Here is a 21599-nt window from a genome sequence, read left to right on the forward strand (position 1 = left end):
GCTCAGGCAAGTCCACATCGATGAACATCATCGGCTGCCTCGATACGCCGACCTCCGGACGCCACGGCTTTCTCGGCGTCGATGCAGGGCGGCTTGATCGCACGCAGCGCGCGGTGCTGCGCAATCTCTATATCGGCTTCGTTTTTCAGGGCTATAATCTCCTGCCCCGCACCACAGCCGCCGAGAACGTCGAACTGCCGCTGATCTATCGCGGCATGCCGGCTGGCGAGCGTCGCCGAGCGGCCATGCAGGCTTTGGCGCAGGTCGGCTTGGGTGGTCGCGAACATCATACGCCGGCCGAACTATCCGGCGGCCAGCAACAGCGCGTCGCAATCGCCCGCGCCATCGTCACGCGGCCTACGCTCCTTGTGGCCGACGAGCCGACCGGCAATCTCGATACGCAGCGCTCTCACGAAATCATGGAGCTTCTCACCGGCCTCAACCGCGACGAAGGGTTGACCATCGCGATGGTCACGCATGAAGGCGACATCGCGTCTTATGCCGACCGCACGATCTCCTTCCTCGATGGCAAGATCGCCTCGCAGGGCTATGAGATGGAGCCCGCCTGATGCTGTGGGAAACCATCCGCCTCGCCCTTCGCTCCGTGCGCCGCAATGCCATGCGTTCGGTGCTGACCCTGCTCGGCATCGTCATCGGCGTGGCGGCCGTTATTGCCATGGTGACGATCGGTTCCGGCACAACGGCCAAGGTGCGCGAGGACATTTCCAAGCTCGGCAGCAACCTGCTCGTGGTGCGCGCAGCGAGACCCGATCGCTCCGGCAATTCGAACTTCACCGTGCGCCGCCTGGAGCAGAAGGACCTCGATGTCTTGAACAAGCATCTGGACGATGTGCGCGCCGTTTCCGGCGAGTCGCAAAGCCAGGTGCGCATCGTCTATGGCTCGCAAAACACGGCCGCGCAGGTCACCGGCACCGATACCGAATATTTCACGGCGCGCGACTGGACAGTCTCGCTTGGCCGCGCTTTCACCGAACAGGAAGTGCGCGGCGGCACCGGCGTGTGCCTGATCGGCCAGACGATCCGTACCCAGTTCTTCGGCTCTGGCGATCCGCTCGACGAGATCATCCGCGTCGGCAAGACCAGCTGCCGCATCATCGGCACGCTGGGCTCCAAGGGATATACGGGCTTCGGGCAGGATCAGGACAATCTCGTCCTGATGCCGCTCACCACCTTCCAGCGTCGCATCGCCGGCAATCGCTACATCGATACGATCTACGTGTCCGTGAACGATGGCGCTTCGACTACGCAGGCTGTGGCCGATGTCAGCGCGATCATGCGAGAGGCCCGCGGTATCCAGCCGACGCGCGACGACAATTTTGAAGTGCGCGACATGACACAGATCGCCGACGCCATGACCAGCGCGACTACAGCCATGACCGGCATGCTGGGCGCCGTCGCCGGGGTCAGCCTGCTTGTCGGCGGCATCGGCATCATGAACATCATGCTGGTGTCGGTCACCGAGCGCACCCGCGAGATCGGCATCCGGCTCGCCATCGGCGCGCATGAAAAGGACATCCTGATCCAGTTCCTGGTGGAAGCCACGGTTCTGTCGCTGCTCGGCGGTCTGCTGGGCATTGCGCTGGGGCTCGGCCTTGCCGGCGGCGCCGCGAGCTTCCTCGCCATCCCCTTCGCGCCCAGCGCGACGATCATCCTGATCGCCGTGGTGTTCTCCGCCTTGATCGGAATGGTATTCGGCTTCTTCCCCGCCCTACGCGGCGCGCGGCTGAACCCGATAGACGCGCTACGCCACGAATAGGCTCAAAGCCGCATGGGATTGGCGAAGTGCCAGTCCCGGAAGGTCTGCATGTGCGGCAGCAGGCCGTCTGGTGCCGCCTTGGCATCCCGGAGGATCACCGGTCCTTCGATTTCAGGCTCGGGATCGGCGGCGACATGCGCTTCGATGGCACGTGCCGCTTCATCCGCACTCACATCCAGCCGGTAGCGCCGGAAGATCACCGTGCCGGTGACCATCGCCAGCACATGGTAGTCCGGTTCATGCGTCAGGCGCGTGAGATCGAGGCCGGTCTCTTCCATCACCTCGCGCTCCATATTGGCGACATGGTCGATGCGGCCATCGCGCAGATCGTCCTGCTCGAACGACCCGGCCGCGAAGTAGACAGATCCCGCATTGGCCGTATGCGCGCCCATCCGAGCCGCAACCAGTGCGCCGTCAGCGGAAACTAGCGCGGGATGCGCAAAGCAATGAACCACATCCGGATGCGGCCGGATCGAGCGCCAGTAGAGAAGCGTCGCGTAATCGGCGAGATGGCAGCGTCCTTCGAGCACTCCGTTCTCCAGCCGCAGTTCCGAAAACATCAGCAAGCGCCCGTTGAACAAGGCCGGCTGCGCCGCCTTCTCGATCAGCCAATGCGCGGCAATTGCCTGCCGATGCGCATCCTCGAAGGGCAGGTTCGAGAGATCGAGGCGCAAGTTGACATCGTCAACGGCAACCATCTGGTTTTCGGGAAGATCAAAGCGGGTCATGGCGCAGAAGTGGCGCGCGGCCCTGCGAATGCAAGCATGAACATTCCGGCACACGTCACATTCAGCGCTGGTTCATCGCGCTCATGCGAGTTGTCGCGGCAAGGACAGGTTTTAGTCCACCGCCCCAAATGGAGGAATGCCATGAAGAGCATGTTGTCGAAGCTGGCCGTGGCCGGTCTTCTCATGATCTCTGCCGTTGCCGGCACCGTGTCGACCGCATCCGCGCAGATCGCGCCCGCCGGTCTTCGCCCCATCGCCAATTTCGATCGTCCGGCTGAGCCGGCCCGCGCCGAGCAGGTCCAGTACCGCGACCATTATGATCGCCGCTGGGACCGTCACCATGATCGCCGGGAGTATCGTCGCCACCACGATCGGCGCGATTACCGCGACTACCGGCGTCATCGCGACTACTACGGCCATCGTCGCGGCCCGTCAGTCTATTTCGGCATCGCCCCGACCTACCGCTATGTCGAGCCACGCTATGCAGCACCGCGCTATGTCGCTCCACGCGGCCGTGGCTACGCCTCGAACCACGTGAACTGGTGCTACAACCAGTATCGCTCCTATCGTGCGTCGGACAACACGTTCCAGCCGAACTACGGTCCGCGCCGGTCGTGCCACTCGCCCTTCCGGTGAGCCATCACCCTTGACGATAAAAGGCCGGGCCGGTGAAAACAGCCCGGCCTTTTTCTTGGCGCAACACGCAATGGGCTTGCACAAGGAAGCAACGGCCTATCTTCTAAGACAAGCGAAATAACCTTCGGCTGAACTCATGTCCAACCCCAGCGAGCAGAAAGAACGGGCATTGCACCGGCAGCGCGTGCTGAAGGGCGGCGCGATCCTTCACGGCACGCAATCCGAAATCCGCTGCACCATCCGCAACATGCACAGCAACGGCGCCGAGTTGCGGGTTCCGGCAGATATCGCAGTTCCGAAAAGCTTTTTGCTTTACGTGTCTGTCGATAACATCGCATACCAGTGCGAGTTGCGCTGGCGAACGGGTGACCGCGCCGGCGTCGAGATCACCGGCACCGCTCCAAAGCCGCACTGGCATTACGGCTGAAACCGGCGCGCACGCCAAGTTGCCTCACACAGCATCCTGAACGTCGAAGCGCGCCACCTTGCCATCCCTGAAGTGGAAGACATGGCCGACGGTCTTGTCCTTCAACCCGTGTGTTTGCCCTTCAAGCGGGTTGCCCTCGAGGTCGCGAATGGTCTGCAGGACTTCGGCGATGATCGCGCCATCTTCGGCCTTCCGGAAGCCGACCGGTTCGACATGGGGGCTGACGATGGACCACTGCCTCGTCCAGTAATCGCGCACGGCATCATGCCCGTGAACATGCCCGCCCTCCATCGCGTTCGCCCATTCAACATCGTCATGCAGCGCCATCAACACGCCGTCGATATCCCGCGCGTTGAAGGCACGGTAGATGTCGCGCAGAAGCTCGATCTCTTGATCCATCATTTTCGTCCTTGCCTCGGTTCGATGCTACACCACCTGGTAGATCATTTATATATGCACGTATATAATTCCGTTAGCAAGAGCGAAGGAGTTAAAGTCGATGGATCTGGATGTGCTTTCGACCCCCGGGCACCTCATCAGCCTTGCGGCACGCGGCTTCACACGGCTAAGCGAAGCGCGGTTGAAGCCGCTCGGCTTCGGCGTCGGTCATCTGCCCGTGCTGGTTGCGCTAAGGGATGGACAGGCCAGCACACAGCGTGACCTCGCCCGCTTCGCCAAAATCGAGCAGCCGCCGATGGCGCAGATGCTGGCGCGGATGGAAAGGGATGGGCTAATCGAGCGCAGACCCGATCCCGCAGACGGGCGAAGCAGCCGCATCATGCTGACGGCTCAGGCGGAGAAACAGCTTCCCGGCGCAATCACTGCCTTGCTGAAAGGCAACGGCGAGGTGCTGCAGGGCTTCAGTGATGATGAAGTGGCGCAACTCATCGACATGCTGTCCCGCCTGATCGCAAACCTCGACCGCATCGCTGGCGCAGACACTTCAGCGAAGGCAAGCATCAACGACGTCGGCTAACGTCCAAAAAGGTTTGCGCCCAGTCCATCGCATAACCAGGCGCAAGCTTGTTTCTCCCGATTCCCACGCGCCCACAGGGGCTTGCCCCTAGAACGCGCAAGCAAAGAATCGTGGATCGACTGTCAGACGCAGCGATCCAAATTAGTTGACGGACTTATCCACCAACTTGTTTTTCCCGATCCACGGCATCATGCCGCGCAGCTTTTCGCCGACTTCTTCGATCTGGTGCTTGTCGTTGGTGCGGCGGATGCCCTTGAAGCGTGCGCCGCCGGACTTGTATTCCTGCATCCATTCGGAGGTGAAACGGCCGCTCTGAATGTCCTTGAGGACGCGCTTCATTTCGGCCTTGGTGTCTTCCGTGATGATGCGCGGGCCCGAAACATACTCGCCCCATTCGGCGGTGTTCGAGATCGAGTAGTTCATGTTGGCGATACCGCCTTCATAGATCAGGTCGACGATCAGCTTCACTTCGTGGAGGCACTCGAAATAGGCCATTTCCGGCGCGTAGCCTGCTTCCACCAGCGTTTCGAAACCGGCGCGGATAAGCTCGACCAGACCGCCGCAGAGCACGACCTGCTCGCCGAACAGATCTGTCTCGCATTCCTCGCGGAAATTCGTCTCGATGATGCCCGACCGACCACCGCCGACGCCAGACGCATAAGCCAGTGCGACATCCAGCGCATTGCCGGAAGCGTCCTGATCGACAGCCACGAGGCAAGGCACGCCGCCGCCCTTCTGATACTCGCCGCGCACGGTGTGACCCGGGCCCTTCGGCGCGATCATGATGACGTCGATGGTCTTCTTCGGCTCGATCAGGCCGAAATGCACGTTAAGGCCGTGAGCAAAGGCAATCGCCGCACCATCGCGGATGTTCGGCGCAATGTCGTTCTTGTAGATGCCAGCCTGCAGCTCGTCCGGGGTGGCCATCATCATCACGTCGGCCCACTTGGCGACTTCGGCGACGCTCATGACCTTCAGCCCGTCGGCCTCGACCTTCTTGGCGGTCGCGGAGCCTTCCTTGAGGCCGATCGCGATGTCCGTGATGCCGGAATCCTTGAGGTTCAGCGCATGAGCACGGCCCTGGCTGCCATAGCCGATCACGGCAACTTTCTTGCCCTTGAGGAGATTGAGATCGGCATCACGATCGTAATAAACGCGCATGGTGTTTCCTTCCGCTTCGCTATTCGTTGTTGGATTATCCGGCCTTAGCCGGCGATTTTCCTGCGCCGTAGAGCGCGAAGAATTGGTTTGTGGCGCGCCGCGCATCCGCATCGATCTCGGCAGCATCCAGCGCTATGTCGTCGCCAAGCAGCAGCCGGATCTGCACGTCGCGGCCGACTAGACCGAAGAAGGTGCGAAACGCTTCCTCGGCATCGTCGAAGGCGAGTAGCCCGGCAGATCGACCGGCTTCCAGCACCGGCTTCAGCCGCTCGCCAATCGCAAAGCGTCCGTTGGCCAGAACGATAGCGCCGAGCGCATCCCGACCGGACCCTGCTCCGCCCACCGCCACCCGGTTCAGCGCCACCGACGTGCGGCTCGAAATCACCGTCAGCCAATTCACCGCAAAGCCCTGCAGGCTTTCGCGCAATGCGCTGCTGTCGAGATGCTGCGCGTCGTAGTTGCCAGCGCGAACCTTCGAGGCCTGCCACCGCACGGTTGCCGTCAGCAGTCCGTTGCGGTCGCCGAACCATTTGTAGAGCGTTTCCTTGGAACAGCTCGCGCGCCGCGCCACCGCCGTCATGGTCAGCGCATGCCCCTGCTCCACCAGCAGCGACAATACGGCATCGAGCACGGCTTGCTGGCGCTCGGACGGGGCTTCTTCGCTGGGGATAACGGTGGACTGCAACACGCTCTTTCGACTGTACCGTACGTTACGGTTCGGTTGAGTAGCGCATCCAGACTTAGCTCACAAGAGGCGAGTTGCGGTTCATGCTTTTTCTTGCGTGGGCGCTTCCGTTGAACCCAACGCGCCAGCGATAGCTGTCCAATCCGGTTCGGCCAGACCGATCCGCCCAAGCGGATCAAGCAGTGTCCCTGCCACCATCGCGCCAAGCATCTGCGGCAACGGCGGTACGCGCGCGGCCACCGCCACCAGCGTGTCGCGCATCCACGGCAGCACGCGTCCGTCGGACTGGTAGAACGGCGTCAACATCAAGGACAAAGCCTGGAACAGCTTAATGTGGTTGCGCCGCAACGCCCCATAAACATCCAGCGCCTGATCAAGATCATCGCTGCGCCGCAGAGCCTCATCCAGAGCCGCCGCATCGAGCAGTGCCATATTCGCGCCCTGCCCCAACTGCGGGCTGGTGGCATGCGCCGCATCGCCCAGGAACACGATCCGCTCGCCCCGTTGTGGCAGCAAGGTGTGATGCCCGTAACGTGCAAGGGTCAGTTGCGCAAAGTCGGTGATCTGGTCGAGATAGGGCGCACAAGCCGGCCAGACCGCCAATACGCGAGACTTCCAGGTGTCCAACCCACCAGCCTTCACCGCGTCGATCTCAGCCGGCTTGAGGCTCCAGAAGAACGCCGCCTTCTCACCACCGGCCGGATCGACCCGCCCCACCGGCAACACGCCCACCATCGTATGCGCACGCTCATAGCGCTGTTGCAGCGCATTTGGATCGAACCCCTCGCCAATCCAGTCAAGCGTCGCCCATATCGCGCCATAAGTCAGCGGTCGTGGTTCAACCGGTCGCACCGCATGCCGGCGCAGCGTCGAACGCGCGCCGCTGGCGTCGACAATGAGGTCGAACGGTCCATGCCGCAGGCCACTGGCGTCGAAGCCGATGCCGTCGCCCATCGCATGCAAGGACTGCGCATCGGTGCCGGTCATGATGGGGATGCGCGCGGCGACCACTGCATCGTGCAGCACGTCGAACAAAGCCGCACGATGCGTGCCCAGCCCGAAACGCCCACCAGCCAGCGCATCATAGCGCACATCCAGCACGGTGCGGCCGCTTCGCGCATCCGCGCCCGTCAGCCGATCAATCCGTGCACCGCGTGCCAGCATGGCCGGCAACAAACCGAGATAGGCGAGCACGCTCAAGCCGGTCGGCTGCAGGATCAGCCCGGAGCCGACAGGCGCCGCCTGTTCAAAGCGCTCGAACACCCTGACATCATGGCCGCGTCGCTTGAGCAGCAAGGCAGTCGCCAGACCACCCGGCCCAGCCCCCACAATGGCGATGCTCGAACTCTGCTTCATGGACACTCCTTCATTAGGATAGCGAAGGAGTGCTTAGCCTGTGACGGCCTAAACCGCCACCTGCGTGCCGATTTCCACCACCCGGCCTGTGGGGATCTGGAAATATTCGGTCGCGTCGGCTGCCGAGCGCGCCATCGAAATGAACAGCCGGTCCTGCCAATGCGGCAGCACAGAGTTGGCCGAAACCTTCAGCGAGCGCCGCGACAGGAAGAACGAGGTCGTCATGATATCGAACTTCCAACCGAGCTTGCGGCAGATCGCCAGCGCGCGCGGGATATTCGGCCGCTCCATATAGCCGAAGGTCAGCGACACCCGCATAAAAAGCGGGTTAAGCGATTCGATCTGCGCCCGCTCACTTTCCGGCACGCGCGGTGTCGTGGCCGTCTTGACGGACAGGATCACGTTCTTCTCGTGCAGCACCTTGTAGTGTTTCAGACTGTGCAGCAGCGCGGTGGGCGTTCGCTGCGGATCGGCCGTGAGAAACACTGCTGTGCCCGGCACGAGCGTCGGCGGCTTCTTGGCCAGCTGCTCGATGAAGAAGTCGAGCGGCACCTCGTTCTTGCGCGTCTTGTCGAACAAGGCTCGGCTGCCGAACACCCATGTCGCCATCAGCGTCACGATCGACACAGCCACCAGGATCGATGCCCAGCCGCCGTCGAACACCTTCACGATATTCGACACGAAGAAGCCGATGTCGATGATCAGGAACACGGCCGTGGCACCTACCGCAGCCGCCAGCGGCCACTTCCAAATCCGCAGCATGACCACGAACAAGAGCAGCGTGGTGATCAGCATGTTGCCGGTGACCGAGATACCGTAAGCGGAAGCGAGTTCGCTGGATTCCTGAAAGCCGACAACCAGCATGAAAACGACGATGCCGAGCAGCGTGTTGACCCGCGGCATGTAGATCTGGCCGGATTGCTCCGCCGACGTATGCTGCACTTCCAAACGCGGCAGCATGTTGAGCTGCACCGCCTGACGCGTCAGCGAGAACGCGCCGGAAATCACCGCCTGGCTCGCGATCACGGTAGCGGCCGTCGCCAGCAGCACCATGGGCACAAGCGCCCAGCCTTCATTCATCTCGAAGAATGGATGGCCGATCGCACCACCGTGGGAAAGCACATAGGCGCCCTGCCCGAAATAGTTCAGCAGCAAGCAGGGAAATACCATCACCAGCCAGGCCATAACGATCGGCTTGCGCCCGAAATGACCGAGATCGGCATAAAGCGCTTCCGCACCCGTCACCGCCAGAAACACCGCGCCGATCGTCACGAACGCCACGGCCGGCGAGTCGATCAGGAAGATGACGATGTAATAGGGATTGATCGCATACAGAATTTCGACGTCGTCGGCGATATGGACAAGTCCTGACACGCCGATCGCAAGGAACCACACAGCCGTCACCGGCCCGAAGATGGTTGCAACCTTGGCCGTGCCGAAGCGCTGCACGTAGAAGACGATCGCCAGGATCACCAGCGTGATGGGCACGACATAGGGTTGGAAGTTGGCCGTGACCGTGTTCATGCCTTCGACAGCAGACAGAACCGAGATCGCCGGCGTAATCACCGCATCGCCATAAAATAGTGAGGCGCCGATCATGCCGATGAACAGCAGAAGCGCCGGCCGATTGGAAAAGGTCGAGCGCACCAGCGCCATCAGCGACAGCGTACCGCCCTCGCCGCGGTTGTCGGCGCGCAGCACGAACAGGATATATTTGATGGTGACAATGATCGTCAGCGCCCAGACAATCAGGGACAGCACGCCCAGAATGTCCTCGCGCGTGGCGATCTCCGCCCCGGCAGAAGCGCGCAGCGCCTCGCGAAAAGCGTAGATTGGGCTCGTGCCGATATCACCGTAAACGACACCCAGCGCACCGAGCATCAGGATAGGCAGTCTCTGCTCTCCATGTCCCTCCACCTTGTGCGGCACGGCCGCGACGGGGTTGGAAGTAGAGCCTGCAGTCTCGTCAATGCTCATGATGCCCTCCTTTCGGGCGGGCGGCCTCTTACGCCTGCTTTCACGCAAGATCAATCGAGATGATTGCATGTGCCCACAAACAGAAACAGGCTCAACAAAGCATTGCCGATAATTCAGCGCTGGCTCATCAACGAAGATGACCTATTTAGGTTCAAGCTCTAGGCGGTGATTAGGGGAACGCGCTGCAGTTTTCCGCATTCCGTCCCAGATTGGGAAACACAGGAGACACAATGCCTTCTTCTTTAAATGCAGTGCCGGCAGTCAGGCGGATCGAGACGGATCGCACCGATCTTTTTGCCTGCGAAATTACCGGCCACGTTTCGGCAGCAGATCTCGAGAACCTGTATGGCCTGCTGGAAGGCGCCTATGCCTTGCATCCGCGCATCGACGTACTCGTGCATTTCACCAACTATGAAGGCGTCGACTGGTCGGAACTGTCAGACGACACGAAGAAGGAAGGTCAGGAGCACGCCAACGCCCATATCCGTAAATGCGCCTCGATCGGCGGTCCGGACTGGGTCTCTCACTTCAGCGGCTTCTTTGCGCCATCGATCGACGTCGAATTGAAGCGTTTCGACGAAGATGAGGCCGAACAAGCCTGGGCCTGGGTCGGCGCAACGCCGAAGCCGCTCGACATCTGAGCCAAGGCCACGGCGGTGGTGATCAACGCACCACCGTCAGCCGCTCGGCCGCACGCGTCACCGCCGTATAGAGCCAGCGCTGGCGCGTGTCCTTGAACGCCCAGCTTTCATCGAACAGAACGACGTTATTCCACTGAGAACCCTGCGACTTGTGCACGGTCAGCGCGTAGCCGTAGTCGAAATCATCGAACCGCTTCTTCAGCTGCCAGGAAATTTCCTCGTCTGGCGTTTCGAACGCAGCCTTCAGCAGCTTGATCTTGGCCACGCCCCGATCGGGATCGTCTTCTTCCGGGGTTACAAGAAGATTGATGCCGGGCTTCACCGTTTCCTTTGAAGACGTCATCACCTTCCACAGCGAACCGTTCAACAGCCCCTTGGACGGGTCGTTGCGCAAGCAAACGAGCTTGTCGCCGGCCTGCGGAAACTCGGCCGTAAATCCCTTAAGCTCGCGCAACCGCGCATTGTAGCGGCGCCGCGTCCGGTTCGTGCCCACCAGCACCTGATCGGCGCCAAGCACGAGATCCTGCGTGACCTCGTCCTTGCTGATCACCTGCGCGGCGCCGAAGTCGCCATACATGAACTCCTTGCCCTCGCGTACATCGAGAGCAAGCTGGATGATCGGATTGTCACGCGCCTGCCGGTGGATTTCCGTCAGCAGATGGTCTGGCTCATGCTCGGTAAAGAACCCGCCACCCGAAATCGGCGGCAACTGGCCCGGATCGCCTAGCACCAGGATAGGAGTGCCGAAGCTCAGGAGATCGCGCCCCAGCGCCTCATCCACCATCGAACATTCGTCGACAATGATCAGCTTCGCCTTCGCAACCGGTGATTGCCGGTTCAGCGCAAAGGTCGGCGACATCGACGTCTTGCCGGTATCCTCGTTCTCCACCGCCTCTTCGCCGCGCGGCCGATAGATCAGCGAATGGATCGTGCGAGCATTGCTCGCACCCTTGGAGCGCAATACTTGTGCAGCCTTCCCGGTGAAGGCAGCGAACTGCACGCTACCGTCGACATTCTCGGCGAAGTGTCGCGCCAGTGTCGTTTTGCCGGTCCCGGCATAACCGAACAACCGAAAGATCTGCGGCTTGCCCGACTTCATCCAGCGCGCAACCGCCTGCAGCGCCTCGTCCTGTTGCGGAGAAAATTTCATACAGTGGTCAGATCGGATTCGTGCCGTCGGAGCAAGTTCCTCTAGCAGCCGAACAGCATGAACACAACAAGAACGCTCAACGCAACATCGGCCACAACGTCGCCGCGAGCATCAGTCCCATAACGATGTTGAACCACTTCAGCCGCTGCGGATCGGACAGAAAGCCACGAAGCGCCACGCCGAAGCCGGCCCAGCAAGACACGGACGGCAGGTTCACCAGACCGAATATCATCGAAATCAGCACAACCGACACGAACGGTGCAGCCGGGTTCGTGTAGATCGCCATTGCGGTCACGGCCATGACCCAAGCCTTCGGGTTCACCCACTGAAAGGCCGCGGCCTGCAAGAAGGACATGGGCTTGGCGCGATCATCCCTAGCGCTTCCAAGCGTGCGCGACATCGCGATCTTCCAGGCGAGGTAAAGCAGATAAGCGCCGCCGGCGATCTTCAGCGCCAGGTGAAGCGCGGGAAAGGCACTGAGCACCGCACCCAGACCAAAGCCGACACCCAGCAACAGCGATACGAAGCCAACGCCGATGCCCAGCATATGCGGGATGGTCCGCATGAAGCCGAAGTTCACGCCTGAGGCCAGCAACATGAAGTTGTTGGGACCCGGCGTGATCGAGCTCACGAAAGCATAGATGAACAGCGCAACAAGCGTGTCGTGCGACATAGGCGGCCTCGATCCAAGGCAAGCGAAGACGGCCGGCGCTCGGCCGGCACATCCTTGAAGAAAACGGATTGGGTGGACTTACATCCCCTGCGGGCCGCGGTTCATCGCCGCCACACCGGTGCGGCAGACTTCCACCAGCCCCAACGGCTGCATGATCGCGATGAACTGCTCGATCTTCGAAACACGGCCGGTAATTTCGAAAATGAAGTGCTCGGTGTTGGCATCGATCACGCTGGCGCGGAACGCTTCCGCCAAGCGCAGCGCTTCCATTCGCTCCTCGCCGGTTCCGCATACCTTCACCAAGGCAAGCTCGCGCTCGAGCGGCTTTTCCTGGCCGAGTTCGGCGGCTCGGATGGACAGGTCGACAACCCGATGCACCGGCACAATGCGCTCAAGCTGGTGGCGGATCTGATCGATGATATGCGGCGTGCCGCGTGTCACGATCGTGATGCGCGACAGGTGGCTCTGATGCTCGGTCTCCGAAACGGTGAGGCTCTCAATGTTGTAGCCACGTCCGGAAAACAGCCCGATCACGCGCGCAAGCACGCCGGGTTCGTTGTCGACCAACACGGAAAGCGTGTGGCTCACCGGCTTTTCAAGCGACTTCTGAATGAAATAGGCCGATCCGGTCGGCTGAAGCTGGGCATTCATGATAACAGTCTCTTCCTAGATCTCGGCCTGTGTTAAACCAGCATCTTGCCCTTGGCGTCGATCGCGTTCGCCACCGCTTCATCCGTCGCCTCGTCCGGCAGCAGCATTTCGTTATGCGCCTTACCTGATGGGATCATCGGGAAGCAGTTGGTGAGGTTGGCGACGCGGCAATCGAACAGCACCGGCTTCTTCACCGACACCATTTCGTTGATCGCATCGTCGAGCTCGTCCGGCTTGTCGCAGCGAATGCCGTGTCCGCCATAGGCTTCCGCCAGCTTCACGAAGTCCGGCATCGCTTCGGTATAGGAATGCGACAGGCGGTTGCCGTGGAGCAGCTGCTGCCACTGCCGAACCATGCCCATATACTGGTTGTTCAGGATGAAAATCTTGATCGGCGCTTCATACTGCACCGCCGTCGACATTTCCTGCATCGTCATCTGCACGGAAGCGTCACCCGCAATGTCGATCACCAGCGCGTCAGGATGTGCGATCTGCACACCGAGAGCCGCCGGCAGACCATAACCCATCGTGCCCAGACCACCGGAGGTCATCCAGCGGTTCGGCTCATCGAAGCCGTAATGCTGTGCCGCCCACATCTGGTGCTGGCCGACTTCCGTCGTGATGTAGGTGTTCGGACCCTTGGTCAGGTCATACAAACGGCGAACGGCATGCTGCGGCATGATCACGTCGCGGTTTTCGCGATAAGCAAAACTGTCGCGCGCCCGCCAGCGCTGGATCTGCTCCCACCATGGCGCCAGCGCCTTGCGGTCGGTCTGACCCGAAGCGCGCCACAAGCGCACCATGTCTTCCAGCACGCGGCCGACATCGCCGATGATCGGCACCTCGACATGCACGTTCTTGTTGATGGACGACGGATCGATATCGATGTGGATCTTGCGCGAATTCGGCGCAAACGCATCCAAACGACCGGTAATCCGGTCGTCGAAGCGTGCGCCGATGCACAGCATGACATCGCAATCGTGCATCACCATGTTGGCTTCATAGGAACCGTGCATGCCGAGCATGCCGAGCCAGTTGTCGCCTGATGCCGGATAAGCCCCGAGACCCATCAGAGTCGAGGTGATTGGGAAGCCGGTCAGTTCCACGAGCTGGCGCAGCAGCTGGCTGGCTTCCGGACCGGAATTGATGACGCCGCCGCCGGAATAGATCACCGGCTTCTTGGCCGTCGCCATCAGAGCAACAGCCTGCTTCACGGCTTCCAGATCACCCTGAACCTTCGGGCGATAAGACGTGCGCGTCACCGTCTGCGGCGGCGTATAGGTGCCTGTGGCAAACTGAACGTCCTTCGGCACATCAACGAGAACCGGACCCGGACGTCCCGTTGTCGCAACCTGGAAGGCTTCGTGCAGGATCGCGGCCAGATCGTTCACATCGCGCACCAGCCAGTTGTGCTTGGTGCAAGGGCGCGTGATGCCGACGGTATCGGCTTCCTGGAACGCGTCGGAACCGATCAGGCCTGTGGGAACCTGGCCTGAAATGCACACCAGCGGGATCGAATCGAGAAGCGCGTCCTGCAGGGGCGTGACGGCATTGGTTGCGCCGGGACCTGAGGTTACCAGCATCACGCCGGCCTTGCCGGTGGAGCGAGCATAGCCTTCCGCCGCATGGCCCGCGCCCTGCTCATGGCGCACCAGGATGTGCTGGATCTCGTCCTGCTGGAACAGCTCGTCGTAAATCGGCAGAACGGCGCCGCCCGGATAGCCGAAGAGGTGCTTGACGCCGTTATCTTTCAGCGCCTGAACCACCATCTCCGCGCCGGTCATTTCGCGCTTGCCGCTATTGTCGCTGGTCATTGTCGTCCCGCTTTTTACCGAGTGTCGTGTGAAGTCGAGGCAATAAAAAAGGCCCCCGAGGGAGCCTTCGTGTTGCGCATGGGGTGCTTTCGCCCGGCGGTTACACCGCCTTGCCCACGCGCCGTCCTACTACGAGAATGAGTGCTGTCTTCATGGTGGTGGACCGTAGAGTCATCTTTCCGAAGCGTCAATCCCCGTTTCAGGCCGAAATCGCGCTATTAATCGGCATACGAGAAATCCGCCGAACTCCGCTTTAACCCTGCTCGCTTAAGTCCATTCAACAGAACGGACGCGAAGCTCATGATGTATGCCGACAAATCCCTGGCGCGAGGCGAAGAAATTTCGCAGGAGCGACGCGCCGAGCAGCAGCCGGACACGCGGATTATCGGTCGTATCATCGCCTGCGACGGCGCCCATGCGACCATCGCGGCTGGCGCTGACGATGCCGATGGCTCCATGCAGTGGACGGTCGGGCGGATGATCTCCGTCAATCTCGGAAACACCCGTACCGTCGGCTTTGTTTATGGCATCGCGACGTCCACGCCGCACTGGGACTCAGGCGTCGAAAACCCGATCGAAGTGAAGATCGACCTGGCGGGCGAGGTGCGCGATACCGCCGCCGGCCCGGTCTTCGATCGCGGCATCACGGCCTATCCGCATCTCGGCGCAGTCGCCCATCGCATTCGCGGCCGCGATCTTCAGGCCGTTTATGATCTTGGCGGCCGCCGCGCGATAACGGTCGGCACGCTGAGCCAGGATGCTTCCATCAGCGCCAGCGTGGCGATCGACGTCGCACTCAGCCGACACTTCGCCGTGGTCGGCACAACCGGCGTCGGTAAGTCGACGGCCGTGTCACTGCTCGTGCGCAAGGCCATCGCGGCCCGGCCGGATCTGCGCGTCTTGATGTTCGACCCGCACAACGAATTCACCACCGCCTTTCCCGACAAGGCGCACCGCATCGATCTCACCAGCCTCGACCTGCCCTTCTGGATGTTCCAGCTGGAAGAGTTCGCAGAAGTTCTGTTTCGCGGCCGCACTCCGGATACGGACGAAGTCGACCTCCTGCGCGAGTTGATCCCGCAAGCCAAGCAGGCCTATCGCGCCAACGCGCAGGTTGGCCTCATGCGGCGGTCGGGCGACAGCGGCAGCATTACCGCCGACACGCCGATCCCTTATCGTCTCGCCGACATCACGCGCCAGCTCGACGAGCGGCTGGGCATGCTGGACAGCAAGGAAATGCGCCCGGTTCTGCGCTCGCTACGCGCTCGCATCGACGCGGCGGTGGCCGATCCCCGCTACCGCTTCATGTTCGCCTCGCGCCTGATCGAAGACACTTTGCATCGATCAATCGGCAGCATGTTTCGCGTTCCGCATGAAGGCAAGCCAATCACCTGCTTTTCCATGGCCGGCATGCCGTCGGAAGTGGTCAACGCGGTTTGCTCGGTTCTCGCTCGCCTCGCCTTCGATCTGGCTGAAGGCAGCGACGGCAAGCTCAAGATCCTCGTTCTGTGCGAGGAAGCCCATCGCTACATGCCGTCGGACCCCGCTCTCGGCTTCGCGCCCGTGCGCCACGCCTTGTCGCGCATCGCCAAGGAAGGCCGCAAATATGGCTGTTACCTCGGCGTCGTCACGCAGCGCCCGGGCGAACTTGACCCGACCATCCTGTCGCAATGCTCGACGGTGTTTGCCATGCGTCTTGCCAATGAGCACGACAAGGCGATCATCCGCTCGGCCATCTCGGATTCGTCCGCCTCGACCCTGTCCTTCCTGTCATCGATGGGCCAGCGCGAAGCAATTGCCTTCGGTGAAGGCGTGGCGACCACCATGCGTCTGACCTTCGAGCAGCAGCCGGCGACGCTTCTGCCGGGACGGCAGGACGATGAAGACACTGGCACCGGTGAAAGCGACGAGATCGATCTCGCCCGCATCATTGATCGCCTGCGCGCGACGCCCCGTGCGGAGCAGACGGACCCAGTTGAAGGCGCGCCGCAGCAGCAGCCGGCAAACCCATCGCCCTTTCCTTCAGCAGCAGAACGGATGGCAGCTCCGGTGCTGCGCGAACCCGAATCCTCGCGCTATCTTCGGCGTTCGACCGATGGACCCTTCGGCAAGCTGTAAGCGGGCAGCCTGAGCGCCGCCGCTACTCGAACCCGGAAATCCGCTGCCATTCCGGCCCGAACTGGTTGCGGAACCAGGTCGACTGCCGCCGCGCATACTGCCGTGTCGCAATCTTGGCGCGTTCGATCGCATCCGCCAACGGCATACGGTCGGCCAGCACTTCGCCAAGCTCGCGCACGCCGATCGCCTTCATCGCAGGCACGGCTGGATCGGGATCGAGCGCCAGCAGCGCCGCCACTTCGTCTAGCGCGCCGTCTTCCACCATTCGGTCGAAGCGGCGATTGATCCGCTCGACCAGAACGGCGCGATCTGGCTCGATCACCCGAAACGACGCGCTCGCACGGTCGATCAGCGCCGGACGACTATCGGCCTGCCATTCCGAGATCGAACGGCCCGACGTTTCCAGCACCTCCAGCGCGCGCACGATCCGCTGCCCGTCGCCCGGGCGTAGCGCAGCCGCCATCTTGGGATCTTCCGCGCGCAAAATGCGATGCAGCTTGTCCGGCCCTTCCTCATGCAGCTTATAGCGCCAGCGGTCACGGATATGCGGCGGGATCGCCGGCATCTCGGCAAACCCCTCCACCAGCCCCCGGAAATAGAGCCCAGTACCGCCAACGAAGATCAAGGGCCGGTCGCCCTGCCGCGCCGCCAGTGCAGCCACATCCCGTAGCCAAGAGCCGGTCGAGAACGCAATTGTCGGCGCTACATGGCCGTAAAGAACATGTGGCGCTTGTTCCAGATCCGCCTCGCCGGGTCGCGCCGTCACGACCCGCAGCACATCATAGACCTGCATGGAGTCGGCATTGACGATCAGGGCACCGCTTGCGCGTGCCAGCCGCACGGCCAGCGCCGACTTGCCGCTGGCAGTTGGCCCCGCTATCAGGGTTGCATTGCGGATCAAGCCCGCCGCCGTCCTCGAACTGTCAGCCGAAACGCCCATGTCCCTCGTCGTCACACTCGTCTGTCATCCCGCGCGCCCAACCCTCACGGCTGAACTTGCCGGCCGCGTCGCGCAAGCGATTGGCGCCGGACCGGCCACCTGGCTTGCCGAAACCATCGCCTGCGATCTCACGCCGGGTCCTGACCTCGATAAGACCGCTATCGAAAGCCTCGGCCGCGAAGCTCTAGCCGAACATCCCGTCGACATCATAGTGCAGACTGCGGAAAATCGCAGGAAAAAAATCCTCATTGCCGACATGGATTCGACGATGATCGATCAGGAATGCATCGACGAGCTGGCGGCCGAAGTCGGCTTGAAGGAGCATGTGGCCGCCATCACAGCGCGCGCCATGAACGGAGAGATCGCTTTCGAGCCCGCTTTGCGCGAGCGTGTCGCCTTGTTGAAGGACCTGGAAACCAGCGTCATCCGCAAGGTCATCGACAGCCGAATCCACCTGGCGTCCGGGGGCCGCACGCTTGTTGCGACCATGCGCGCCAACGGCGCTTACACCGCGCTGATTTCCGGCGGCTTCCTCGACTTCACCAATCCGATCGCCGCCGAACTCGGCTTCGATGAAAACCGCGCCAATACCCTGATCGCCGAGAATGGCTGCTTTTCCGGCCTTGTCGCCGAGCCGATCCTTGGCCGCGAAGCCAAGGCGCAGGCGTTGCGTGAGATTGCTGCCGAGCGCGGTGTGACTCTCGGCGATGCGCTGGCCGTCGGCGACGGCGCCAATGATCTTGGCATGATCCAGTTGGCCGGCAGTGGCGTCGCCCTTCATGCCAAGCCAATGGTCGCCGAACAGGCGGTCATTCGCATCGACCATGGCGACCTCACCGCCCTGCTCTATCTCCAAGGTTATAGCCAATCGGATTTCGTCCATTGAAACCGCTGCACACCAAACGGCTGATCCTCCGCAACTGGGAAGAGCGCGACCGCGAACTCTTCCACGAAATCAACTCCGACCCCGAAGTCATACGCTTCTTCCCCATGCGCCGTGACCGGGCCGCGGCCGACGCGGTGATGGATCGGCTTCGGGCGGAGATCGATCGTGACGGCTACGGTTTTGCGGCCGTGGAACTGGCGCAGACCAGCGAGTGCATCGGCTTCGTCGGCATCCGCAAGGACCCGCGCATTATCAGCCTATCACCTGACGCAACAGAGATCGGCTGGCGCTTGAAGCGCAACCTTTGGGGCAAGGGCTATGCCACGGAAGCCGCGCGCGAGTGGCTGCGTTTCGGCTTCCAGGATTTGGGCCTGGAAGAAATCGTCTCCTTCGCCGTTGCCAACAACACGTGGTCGCTCGCGGTCATGGAGCGCATCGGCATGTGGCACGACCAGAAGGGCGACTTCGACCATGAAGACGTGCCCGACACCCACCCGCATCTCAAGCGCCACGCGCTCTACCGCCTAAGCCGAGACGACTGGAAGAAGCAAAGAGAAGCCGGCACTTAAGCGGCTTTTCGGACTCACTTTCTCAAGCCGCTGAAGCGGGGCAGTTGCCCTCTACAAGGAAGCAATGATGCTCACCGCCTTGTTGATGTCCCTCCTCTTGGCGCAAGCCGGCGACACACCAGCGGCTCCGTCAGACGATACCTACCCGCTTCCCTGCACCTACTGGTCCGAACGCGATCTGGAAACGGTAGAGCACTGCGCCGCCAAGGCAGCCGATGGCTACACAATAGCGCCCGCTATCCTCGCCGACATCTCCTACACCGACGACCTCGCCACCATCACCTTCCCCGGCCATCAGTGGTTTTACCGCCATCGCAACGGCCGCATGGTGGAGGTTCTAACCTACGACAATGGCCCTGACGCCTTCGCGGAAGGTCTGGCACGCGGACGCATCGGCGACGATCTCGTCTACGTCGACAACGACCTGAACGTGAAGATCCGCGCGCCCTACACATTCGGCTTCCCGTTCGAAAACGGCCGCGCCGATGTCTGCACCGGCTGCGTCTCCAAGCCGGTCGGCAACGGAGAATACTCCTACATGGCAGGCGGTCTATGGGGCGTGATCGACAAGACTGGCCGCGAGATCGTACCGCTCACGGAACGTCCCGAAGCTCCCTCGAAATAGCCCAGCGCCCAAGCAGGTCGCTGGGCTACTGCAAGAACCCAGGCTTACTCGATCCGCAGCGTCACGAAGCGCAACTCGCCCGTCTTGGACGCGAGCATCAGCAAGGCATTCTTGCGGCCCTGCTCCTTCAGCGCCTGCACACGGTCGAGAACGTCCTTCGGCGATGCTACGGATTCCTGCGCGATCTCGGTGATCACTTCGCCAGGCTCGATGCCCTTTTCCGCAGCGGCCGAACCCTCGGCCACTTCCGAGATCAGAACGCCAGAGACTTCCTTGGCAAAGGAGAAGGTTTCGCGCTGCTCGTCCGTCAGCTCGCCGATCGTCATGCCGAGCGTGGTGGCATTTTCCACCACATCCGGTTCAGCCGCTTCCGGCGCATCCGTGCCTTCTGCAACCTCGGCTTCCTCGCTGTCTTCGAGCCGGCCAAGCGTCACCTGAACCGTCTGCTCGACGCCCTTGCGCACGATCACGACGTCCACCGCCTTGCCTACCGGGCTGTCGGCCACGACGCGCGGCAGGTCGCGCATTTCGCGCACGTCCTTGCCATCGAACTTCAGCACGACGTCGCCCGGCTGAATGCTGCCATTGTCGACCGGCCCGCCCTTGATGACCCCAGCGACCAGCGCGCCATGGGCGCGGTCCATGTTCAGGCTTTCTGCAATGTCGTCGGTGACCGGCTGAATACGCACGCCGAGCCAGCCACGCCGCGTTTCGCCAAATTCGCGGATCTGCGACACCACACCAGACGCCATCTTGGCTGGAATGGAGAAGCCGATGCCGATCGAGCCGCCCGAGGGCGAGATGATCGCCGTGTTGATGCCGATGACCTCGCCGCGCATGTTGAACAGCGGCCCGCCGGAATTACCGCGATTGATCGCGGCATCGGTCTGGATGAAGTCGTCATAAGGGCCGGAATTGATGTCGCGGTTGCGCGCCGAAATGATGCCAACCGTCACCGTCCCGCCCAGTCCGAACGGGTTACCGACCGCCATCACCCAATCGCCGATCCGCATTTCGTCGGAATTGCCGAACTGTACGGATGTCAGCTTGCGCGCCTTGGCGTCGACCTTCAGCACGGCCAGATCGGTCTTGGTGTCGCGTCCGACGAGTTCGGCCTTGAGCTTCCCGCCATCGGCAAAGATCACTTCGATCGCATCGGCGTCGGCGATTACGTGGTTGTTGGTGACGACGATGCCTTCCTGCGCATCGATCACGAACCCCGAGCCCAGCGACTGCACGTCGCGCGGACCTTGATTCTGGCCTTCGCGGTTCTTGAAGAACTCGTCGAAGAAGTCCTGAAACGGCGATCCCTCCGGCAGTTCCGGCATAGGCACAGGCCCTTGGCCTTCCGTACCCGTCACATGCTGGGAGGTCGAAATGTTCACCACCGCGCCAAGCAGATCGTCGGCGAGGTCGGCAACGGACGCTGGGCCTTGGATCGGCGTCGGCTGCGCCGGCTGCCCCTGAGGTGTCCCGGGAGCAGGCGCCGGTGCGGGCTGTGAAACGGGCGGCACGGATGGTGCGCTAAGCTGAGCAAAGGCTGGAGACAGGCCACTCGTGGTGACAAGCGCCACAGCTGTCAGAAGGCGGAGGCTGGTCCGTACCCCGGTTGACGTCATGACACTTCTCCGATCACCGATGGTCCTGGATCCAGCGCTGGGGATCGTGAGAATCCCGAGCGAAGCAATGGGGTGCATGATTGCGAGAAATGAGGCGCGTTTGCGACCCTCATTTCTCGCTCACCACATAAATCCTGTGTGAAAGGCGCTAGCCCCGGATGACCCAGATCAGCACCACGCCGGCGATCAT

Annotated in this window: 22 protein-coding genes; 10 read left to right on the plus strand and 12 right to left on the minus strand. The window is 61.9% G+C overall.

Annotation, left to right across the window (positions count from 1 at the left end; all coding sequences use genetic code 11):
* On the plus strand, positions 1-569 hold a 569-nt coding region (locus RTX98_RS10660), incomplete at its 5' end, for an ABC transporter ATP-binding protein (protein ID WP_312796491.1).
* The gene (locus RTX98_RS10665; protein ID WP_312796492.1) at positions 569-1777 is read left to right on the plus strand and encodes an ABC transporter permease; all 1209 of its coding nucleotides are present in this window, start codon (positions 569-571) and stop codon (positions 1775-1777) included. The genes RTX98_RS10660 and RTX98_RS10665, both read left to right, overlap by 1 nt.
* 2 nt (positions 1778-1779) lie before the next feature.
* Here the strand turns inward: RTX98_RS10665 and RTX98_RS10670 are convergent, their stop codons facing one another.
* Positions 1780-2505, minus strand: coding sequence for a hypothetical protein (locus RTX98_RS10670; protein ID WP_312796493.1), 726 nt, complete (start codon positions 2503-2505; stop codon positions 1780-1782).
* A 141-nt stretch (positions 2506-2646) separates the two neighbouring features.
* Between RTX98_RS10670 and RTX98_RS10675 the strand changes: the two genes are divergently transcribed.
* On the plus strand, positions 2647-3141 hold the full coding sequence (locus RTX98_RS10675; RefSeq protein WP_312796494.1) for a BA14K family protein: 495 nt from the start codon (positions 2647-2649) through the stop codon (positions 3139-3141).
* Between the two features lie 136 nt (positions 3142-3277).
* Complete coding sequence (locus RTX98_RS10680) at positions 3278-3568, plus strand: PilZ domain-containing protein (protein ID WP_312796495.1); 291 nt, start codon at positions 3278-3280, stop codon at positions 3566-3568.
* A gap of 24 nt (positions 3569-3592) precedes the next feature.
* Here the strand turns inward: RTX98_RS10680 and RTX98_RS10685 are convergent, their stop codons facing one another.
* On the minus strand, positions 3593-3970 hold the full coding sequence (locus RTX98_RS10685; RefSeq protein ID WP_312796496.1) for a nuclear transport factor 2 family protein: 378 nt from the start codon (positions 3968-3970) through the stop codon (positions 3593-3595).
* A 97-nt stretch (positions 3971-4067) separates the two neighbouring features.
* Between RTX98_RS10685 and RTX98_RS10690 the strand changes: the two genes are divergently transcribed.
* Positions 4068-4544: a MarR family winged helix-turn-helix transcriptional regulator gene (locus RTX98_RS10690; protein ID WP_312796497.1), complete on the plus strand. Its 477-nt coding sequence runs from the start codon at positions 4068-4070 to the stop codon at positions 4542-4544.
* Positions 4545-4685: 141 nt separating this feature from the next.
* Here RTX98_RS10690 and ilvC read toward each other — a convergent pair whose 3' ends face one another.
* The 4 genes from ilvC to RTX98_RS10710 form a co-directional block, all read right to left on the minus strand.
* A complete protein-coding gene (gene ilvC / locus RTX98_RS10695; protein ID WP_312796498.1) occupies positions 4686-5705 on the minus strand; it encodes a ketol-acid reductoisomerase in 1020 nt (339 codons plus the stop codon).
* 34 nt (positions 5706-5739) lie between these two features.
* On the minus strand, positions 5740-6390 hold the full coding sequence (locus RTX98_RS10700; RefSeq protein WP_416223104.1) for a TetR/AcrR family transcriptional regulator C-terminal domain-containing protein: 651 nt from the start codon (positions 6388-6390) through the stop codon (positions 5740-5742).
* Positions 6391-6471: 81 nt separating this feature from the next.
* Complete coding sequence (locus RTX98_RS10705) at positions 6472-7746, minus strand: NAD(P)/FAD-dependent oxidoreductase (RefSeq protein WP_312796500.1); 1275 nt, start codon at positions 7744-7746, stop codon at positions 6472-6474.
* Positions 7747-7794: 48 nt separating this feature from the next.
* Complete coding sequence (locus RTX98_RS10710) at positions 7795-9723, minus strand: potassium transporter Kup (RefSeq protein WP_312796501.1); 1929 nt, start codon at positions 9721-9723, stop codon at positions 7795-7797.
* 230 nt (positions 9724-9953) lie between these two features.
* Between RTX98_RS10710 and RTX98_RS10715 the strand changes: the two genes are divergently transcribed.
* Positions 9954-10364 (plus strand): STAS/SEC14 domain-containing protein, encoded by a 411-nt coding sequence (locus RTX98_RS10715; protein ID WP_312796502.1) that lies wholly within the window; start codon positions 9954-9956, stop codon positions 10362-10364.
* 22 nt (positions 10365-10386) lie between these two features.
* Here the strand turns inward: RTX98_RS10715 and RTX98_RS10720 are convergent, their stop codons facing one another.
* The 4 genes from RTX98_RS10720 to RTX98_RS10735 form a co-directional block, all read right to left on the minus strand.
* The gene (locus RTX98_RS10720) at positions 10387-11514 is read right to left on the minus strand and encodes an ATP-dependent DNA helicase (protein WP_189502645.1); all 1128 of its coding nucleotides are present in this window, start codon (positions 11512-11514) and stop codon (positions 10387-10389) included.
* A 76-nt stretch (positions 11515-11590) separates the two neighbouring features.
* Complete coding sequence (locus tag RTX98_RS10725; protein WP_312796503.1) at positions 11591-12187, minus strand: LysE family translocator; 597 nt, start codon at positions 12185-12187, stop codon at positions 11591-11593.
* Between the two features lie 78 nt (positions 12188-12265).
* Positions 12266-12838, minus strand: a complete 573-nt coding sequence (gene ilvN / locus RTX98_RS10730; RefSeq protein WP_312796504.1) for an acetolactate synthase small subunit — start codon at positions 12836-12838, stop codon at positions 12266-12268.
* A 32-nt stretch (positions 12839-12870) separates the two neighbouring features.
* On the minus strand, positions 12871-14652 hold the full coding sequence (locus tag RTX98_RS10735) for an acetolactate synthase 3 large subunit (protein ID WP_312796505.1): 1782 nt from the start codon (positions 14650-14652) through the stop codon (positions 12871-12873).
* 303 nt (positions 14653-14955) lie between these two features.
* On the opposite strand from RTX98_RS10735, the gene RTX98_RS10740 reads away from it, so the two are divergent.
* A complete protein-coding gene (locus RTX98_RS10740; protein ID WP_312796528.1) occupies positions 14956-16770 on the plus strand; it encodes an ATP-binding protein in 1815 nt (604 codons plus the stop codon).
* Between the two features lie 22 nt (positions 16771-16792).
* Here the strand turns inward: RTX98_RS10740 and miaA are convergent, their stop codons facing one another.
* On the minus strand, positions 16793-17710 hold the full coding sequence (gene miaA / locus RTX98_RS10745) for a tRNA (adenosine(37)-N6)-dimethylallyltransferase MiaA (protein ID WP_312796506.1): 918 nt from the start codon (positions 17708-17710) through the stop codon (positions 16793-16795).
* Between miaA and serB the strand changes: the two genes are divergently transcribed.
* The 3 genes from serB (at position 17709) to RTX98_RS10760 (ending at position 19790) form a co-directional block, all read left to right on the plus strand.
* Positions 17709-18596 (plus strand): phosphoserine phosphatase SerB, encoded by an 888-nt coding sequence (serB, locus tag RTX98_RS10750; RefSeq protein ID WP_312796507.1) that lies wholly within the window; start codon positions 17709-17711, stop codon positions 18594-18596. The two genes, miaA and serB, sit on opposite strands and share 2 nt — an antisense overlap.
* On the plus strand, positions 18593-19165 hold the full coding sequence (locus RTX98_RS10755) for a GNAT family N-acetyltransferase (protein WP_312796509.1): 573 nt from the start codon (positions 18593-18595) through the stop codon (positions 19163-19165). The genes serB and RTX98_RS10755 overlap by 4 nt, the downstream gene beginning before the upstream one ends.
* A 64-nt stretch (positions 19166-19229) precedes the next feature.
* Positions 19230-19790 (plus strand): hypothetical protein, encoded by a 561-nt coding sequence (locus tag RTX98_RS10760; RefSeq protein WP_312796510.1) that lies wholly within the window; start codon positions 19230-19232, stop codon positions 19788-19790.
* A gap of 44 nt (positions 19791-19834) precedes the next feature.
* Here the strand turns inward: RTX98_RS10760 and RTX98_RS10765 are convergent, their stop codons facing one another.
* Complete coding sequence (locus tag RTX98_RS10765) at positions 19835-21409, minus strand: DegQ family serine endoprotease (RefSeq protein WP_312796512.1); 1575 nt, start codon at positions 21407-21409, stop codon at positions 19835-19837.
* Positions 21410-21599: the final 190 nt, after the last annotated feature.

This window comes from Tianweitania sp., from assembly GCF_032053605.1.
In the GTDB taxonomy this organism is placed as follows: domain Bacteria; phylum Pseudomonadota; class Alphaproteobacteria; order Rhizobiales; family Rhizobiaceae; genus Tianweitania.

Bases quoted from the DNA above. Each gene is read 5' to 3' on its own strand.
- RTX98_RS10665 (WP_312796492.1), top strand. From the start codon at position 569: ATGCTGTGGGAAACCATCCGCCTCGCCCTTCGCTCCGTGCGCCGCAAT.
- RTX98_RS10670 (WP_312796493.1), bottom strand. From the start codon at position 2,505: ATGACCCGCTTTGATCTTCCCGAAAACCAGATGGTTGCCGTTGACGAT.
- RTX98_RS10675 (WP_312796494.1), top strand. From the start codon at position 2,647: ATGAAGAGCATGTTGTCGAAGCTGGCCGTGGCCGGTCTTCTCATGATC.
- RTX98_RS10680 (WP_312796495.1), top strand. From the start codon at position 3,278: ATGTCCAACCCCAGCGAGCAGAAAGAACGGGCATTGCACCGGCAGCGC.
- RTX98_RS10685 (WP_312796496.1), bottom strand. From the start codon at position 3,970: ATGATGGATCAAGAGATCGAGCTTCTGCGCGACATCTACCGTGCCTTC.
- RTX98_RS10690 (WP_312796497.1), top strand. From the start codon at position 4,068: ATGGATCTGGATGTGCTTTCGACCCCCGGGCACCTCATCAGCCTTGCG.
- ilvC (WP_312796498.1), bottom strand. From the start codon at position 5,705: ATGCGCGTTTATTACGATCGTGATGCCGATCTCAATCTCCTCAAGGGC.
- RTX98_RS10705 (WP_312796500.1), bottom strand. From the start codon at position 7,746: ATGAAGCAGAGTTCGAGCATCGCCATTGTGGGGGCTGGGCCGGGTGGT.
- RTX98_RS10710 (WP_312796501.1), bottom strand. From the start codon at position 9,723: ATGAGCATTGACGAGACTGCAGGCTCTACTTCCAACCCCGTCGCGGCC.
- RTX98_RS10715 (WP_312796502.1), top strand. From the start codon at position 9,954: ATGCCTTCTTCTTTAAATGCAGTGCCGGCAGTCAGGCGGATCGAGACG.
- RTX98_RS10720 (WP_189502645.1), bottom strand. From the start codon at position 11,514: ATGAAATTTTCTCCGCAACAGGACGAGGCGCTGCAGGCGGTTGCGCGC.
- RTX98_RS10725 (WP_312796503.1), bottom strand. From the start codon at position 12,187: ATGTCGCACGACACGCTTGTTGCGCTGTTCATCTATGCTTTCGTGAGC.
- ilvN (WP_312796504.1), bottom strand. From the start codon at position 12,838: ATGAATGCCCAGCTTCAGCCGACCGGATCGGCCTATTTCATTCAGAAG.
- RTX98_RS10735 (WP_312796505.1), bottom strand. From the start codon at position 14,652: ATGACCAGCGACAATAGCGGCAAGCGCGAAATGACCGGCGCGGAGATG.
- RTX98_RS10740 (WP_312796528.1), top strand. From the start codon at position 14,956: ATGTATGCCGACAAATCCCTGGCGCGAGGCGAAGAAATTTCGCAGGAG.
- serB (WP_312796507.1), top strand. From the start codon at position 17,709: ATGTCCCTCGTCGTCACACTCGTCTGTCATCCCGCGCGCCCAACCCTC.
- miaA (WP_312796506.1), bottom strand. From the start codon at position 17,710: ATGGGCGTTTCGGCTGACAGTTCGAGGACGGCGGCGGGCTTGATCCGC.
- RTX98_RS10760 (WP_312796510.1), top strand. From the start codon at position 19,230: ATGATGCTCACCGCCTTGTTGATGTCCCTCCTCTTGGCGCAAGCCGGC.
- RTX98_RS10765 (WP_312796512.1), bottom strand. From the start codon at position 21,409: ATGACGTCAACCGGGGTACGGACCAGCCTCCGCCTTCTGACAGCTGTG.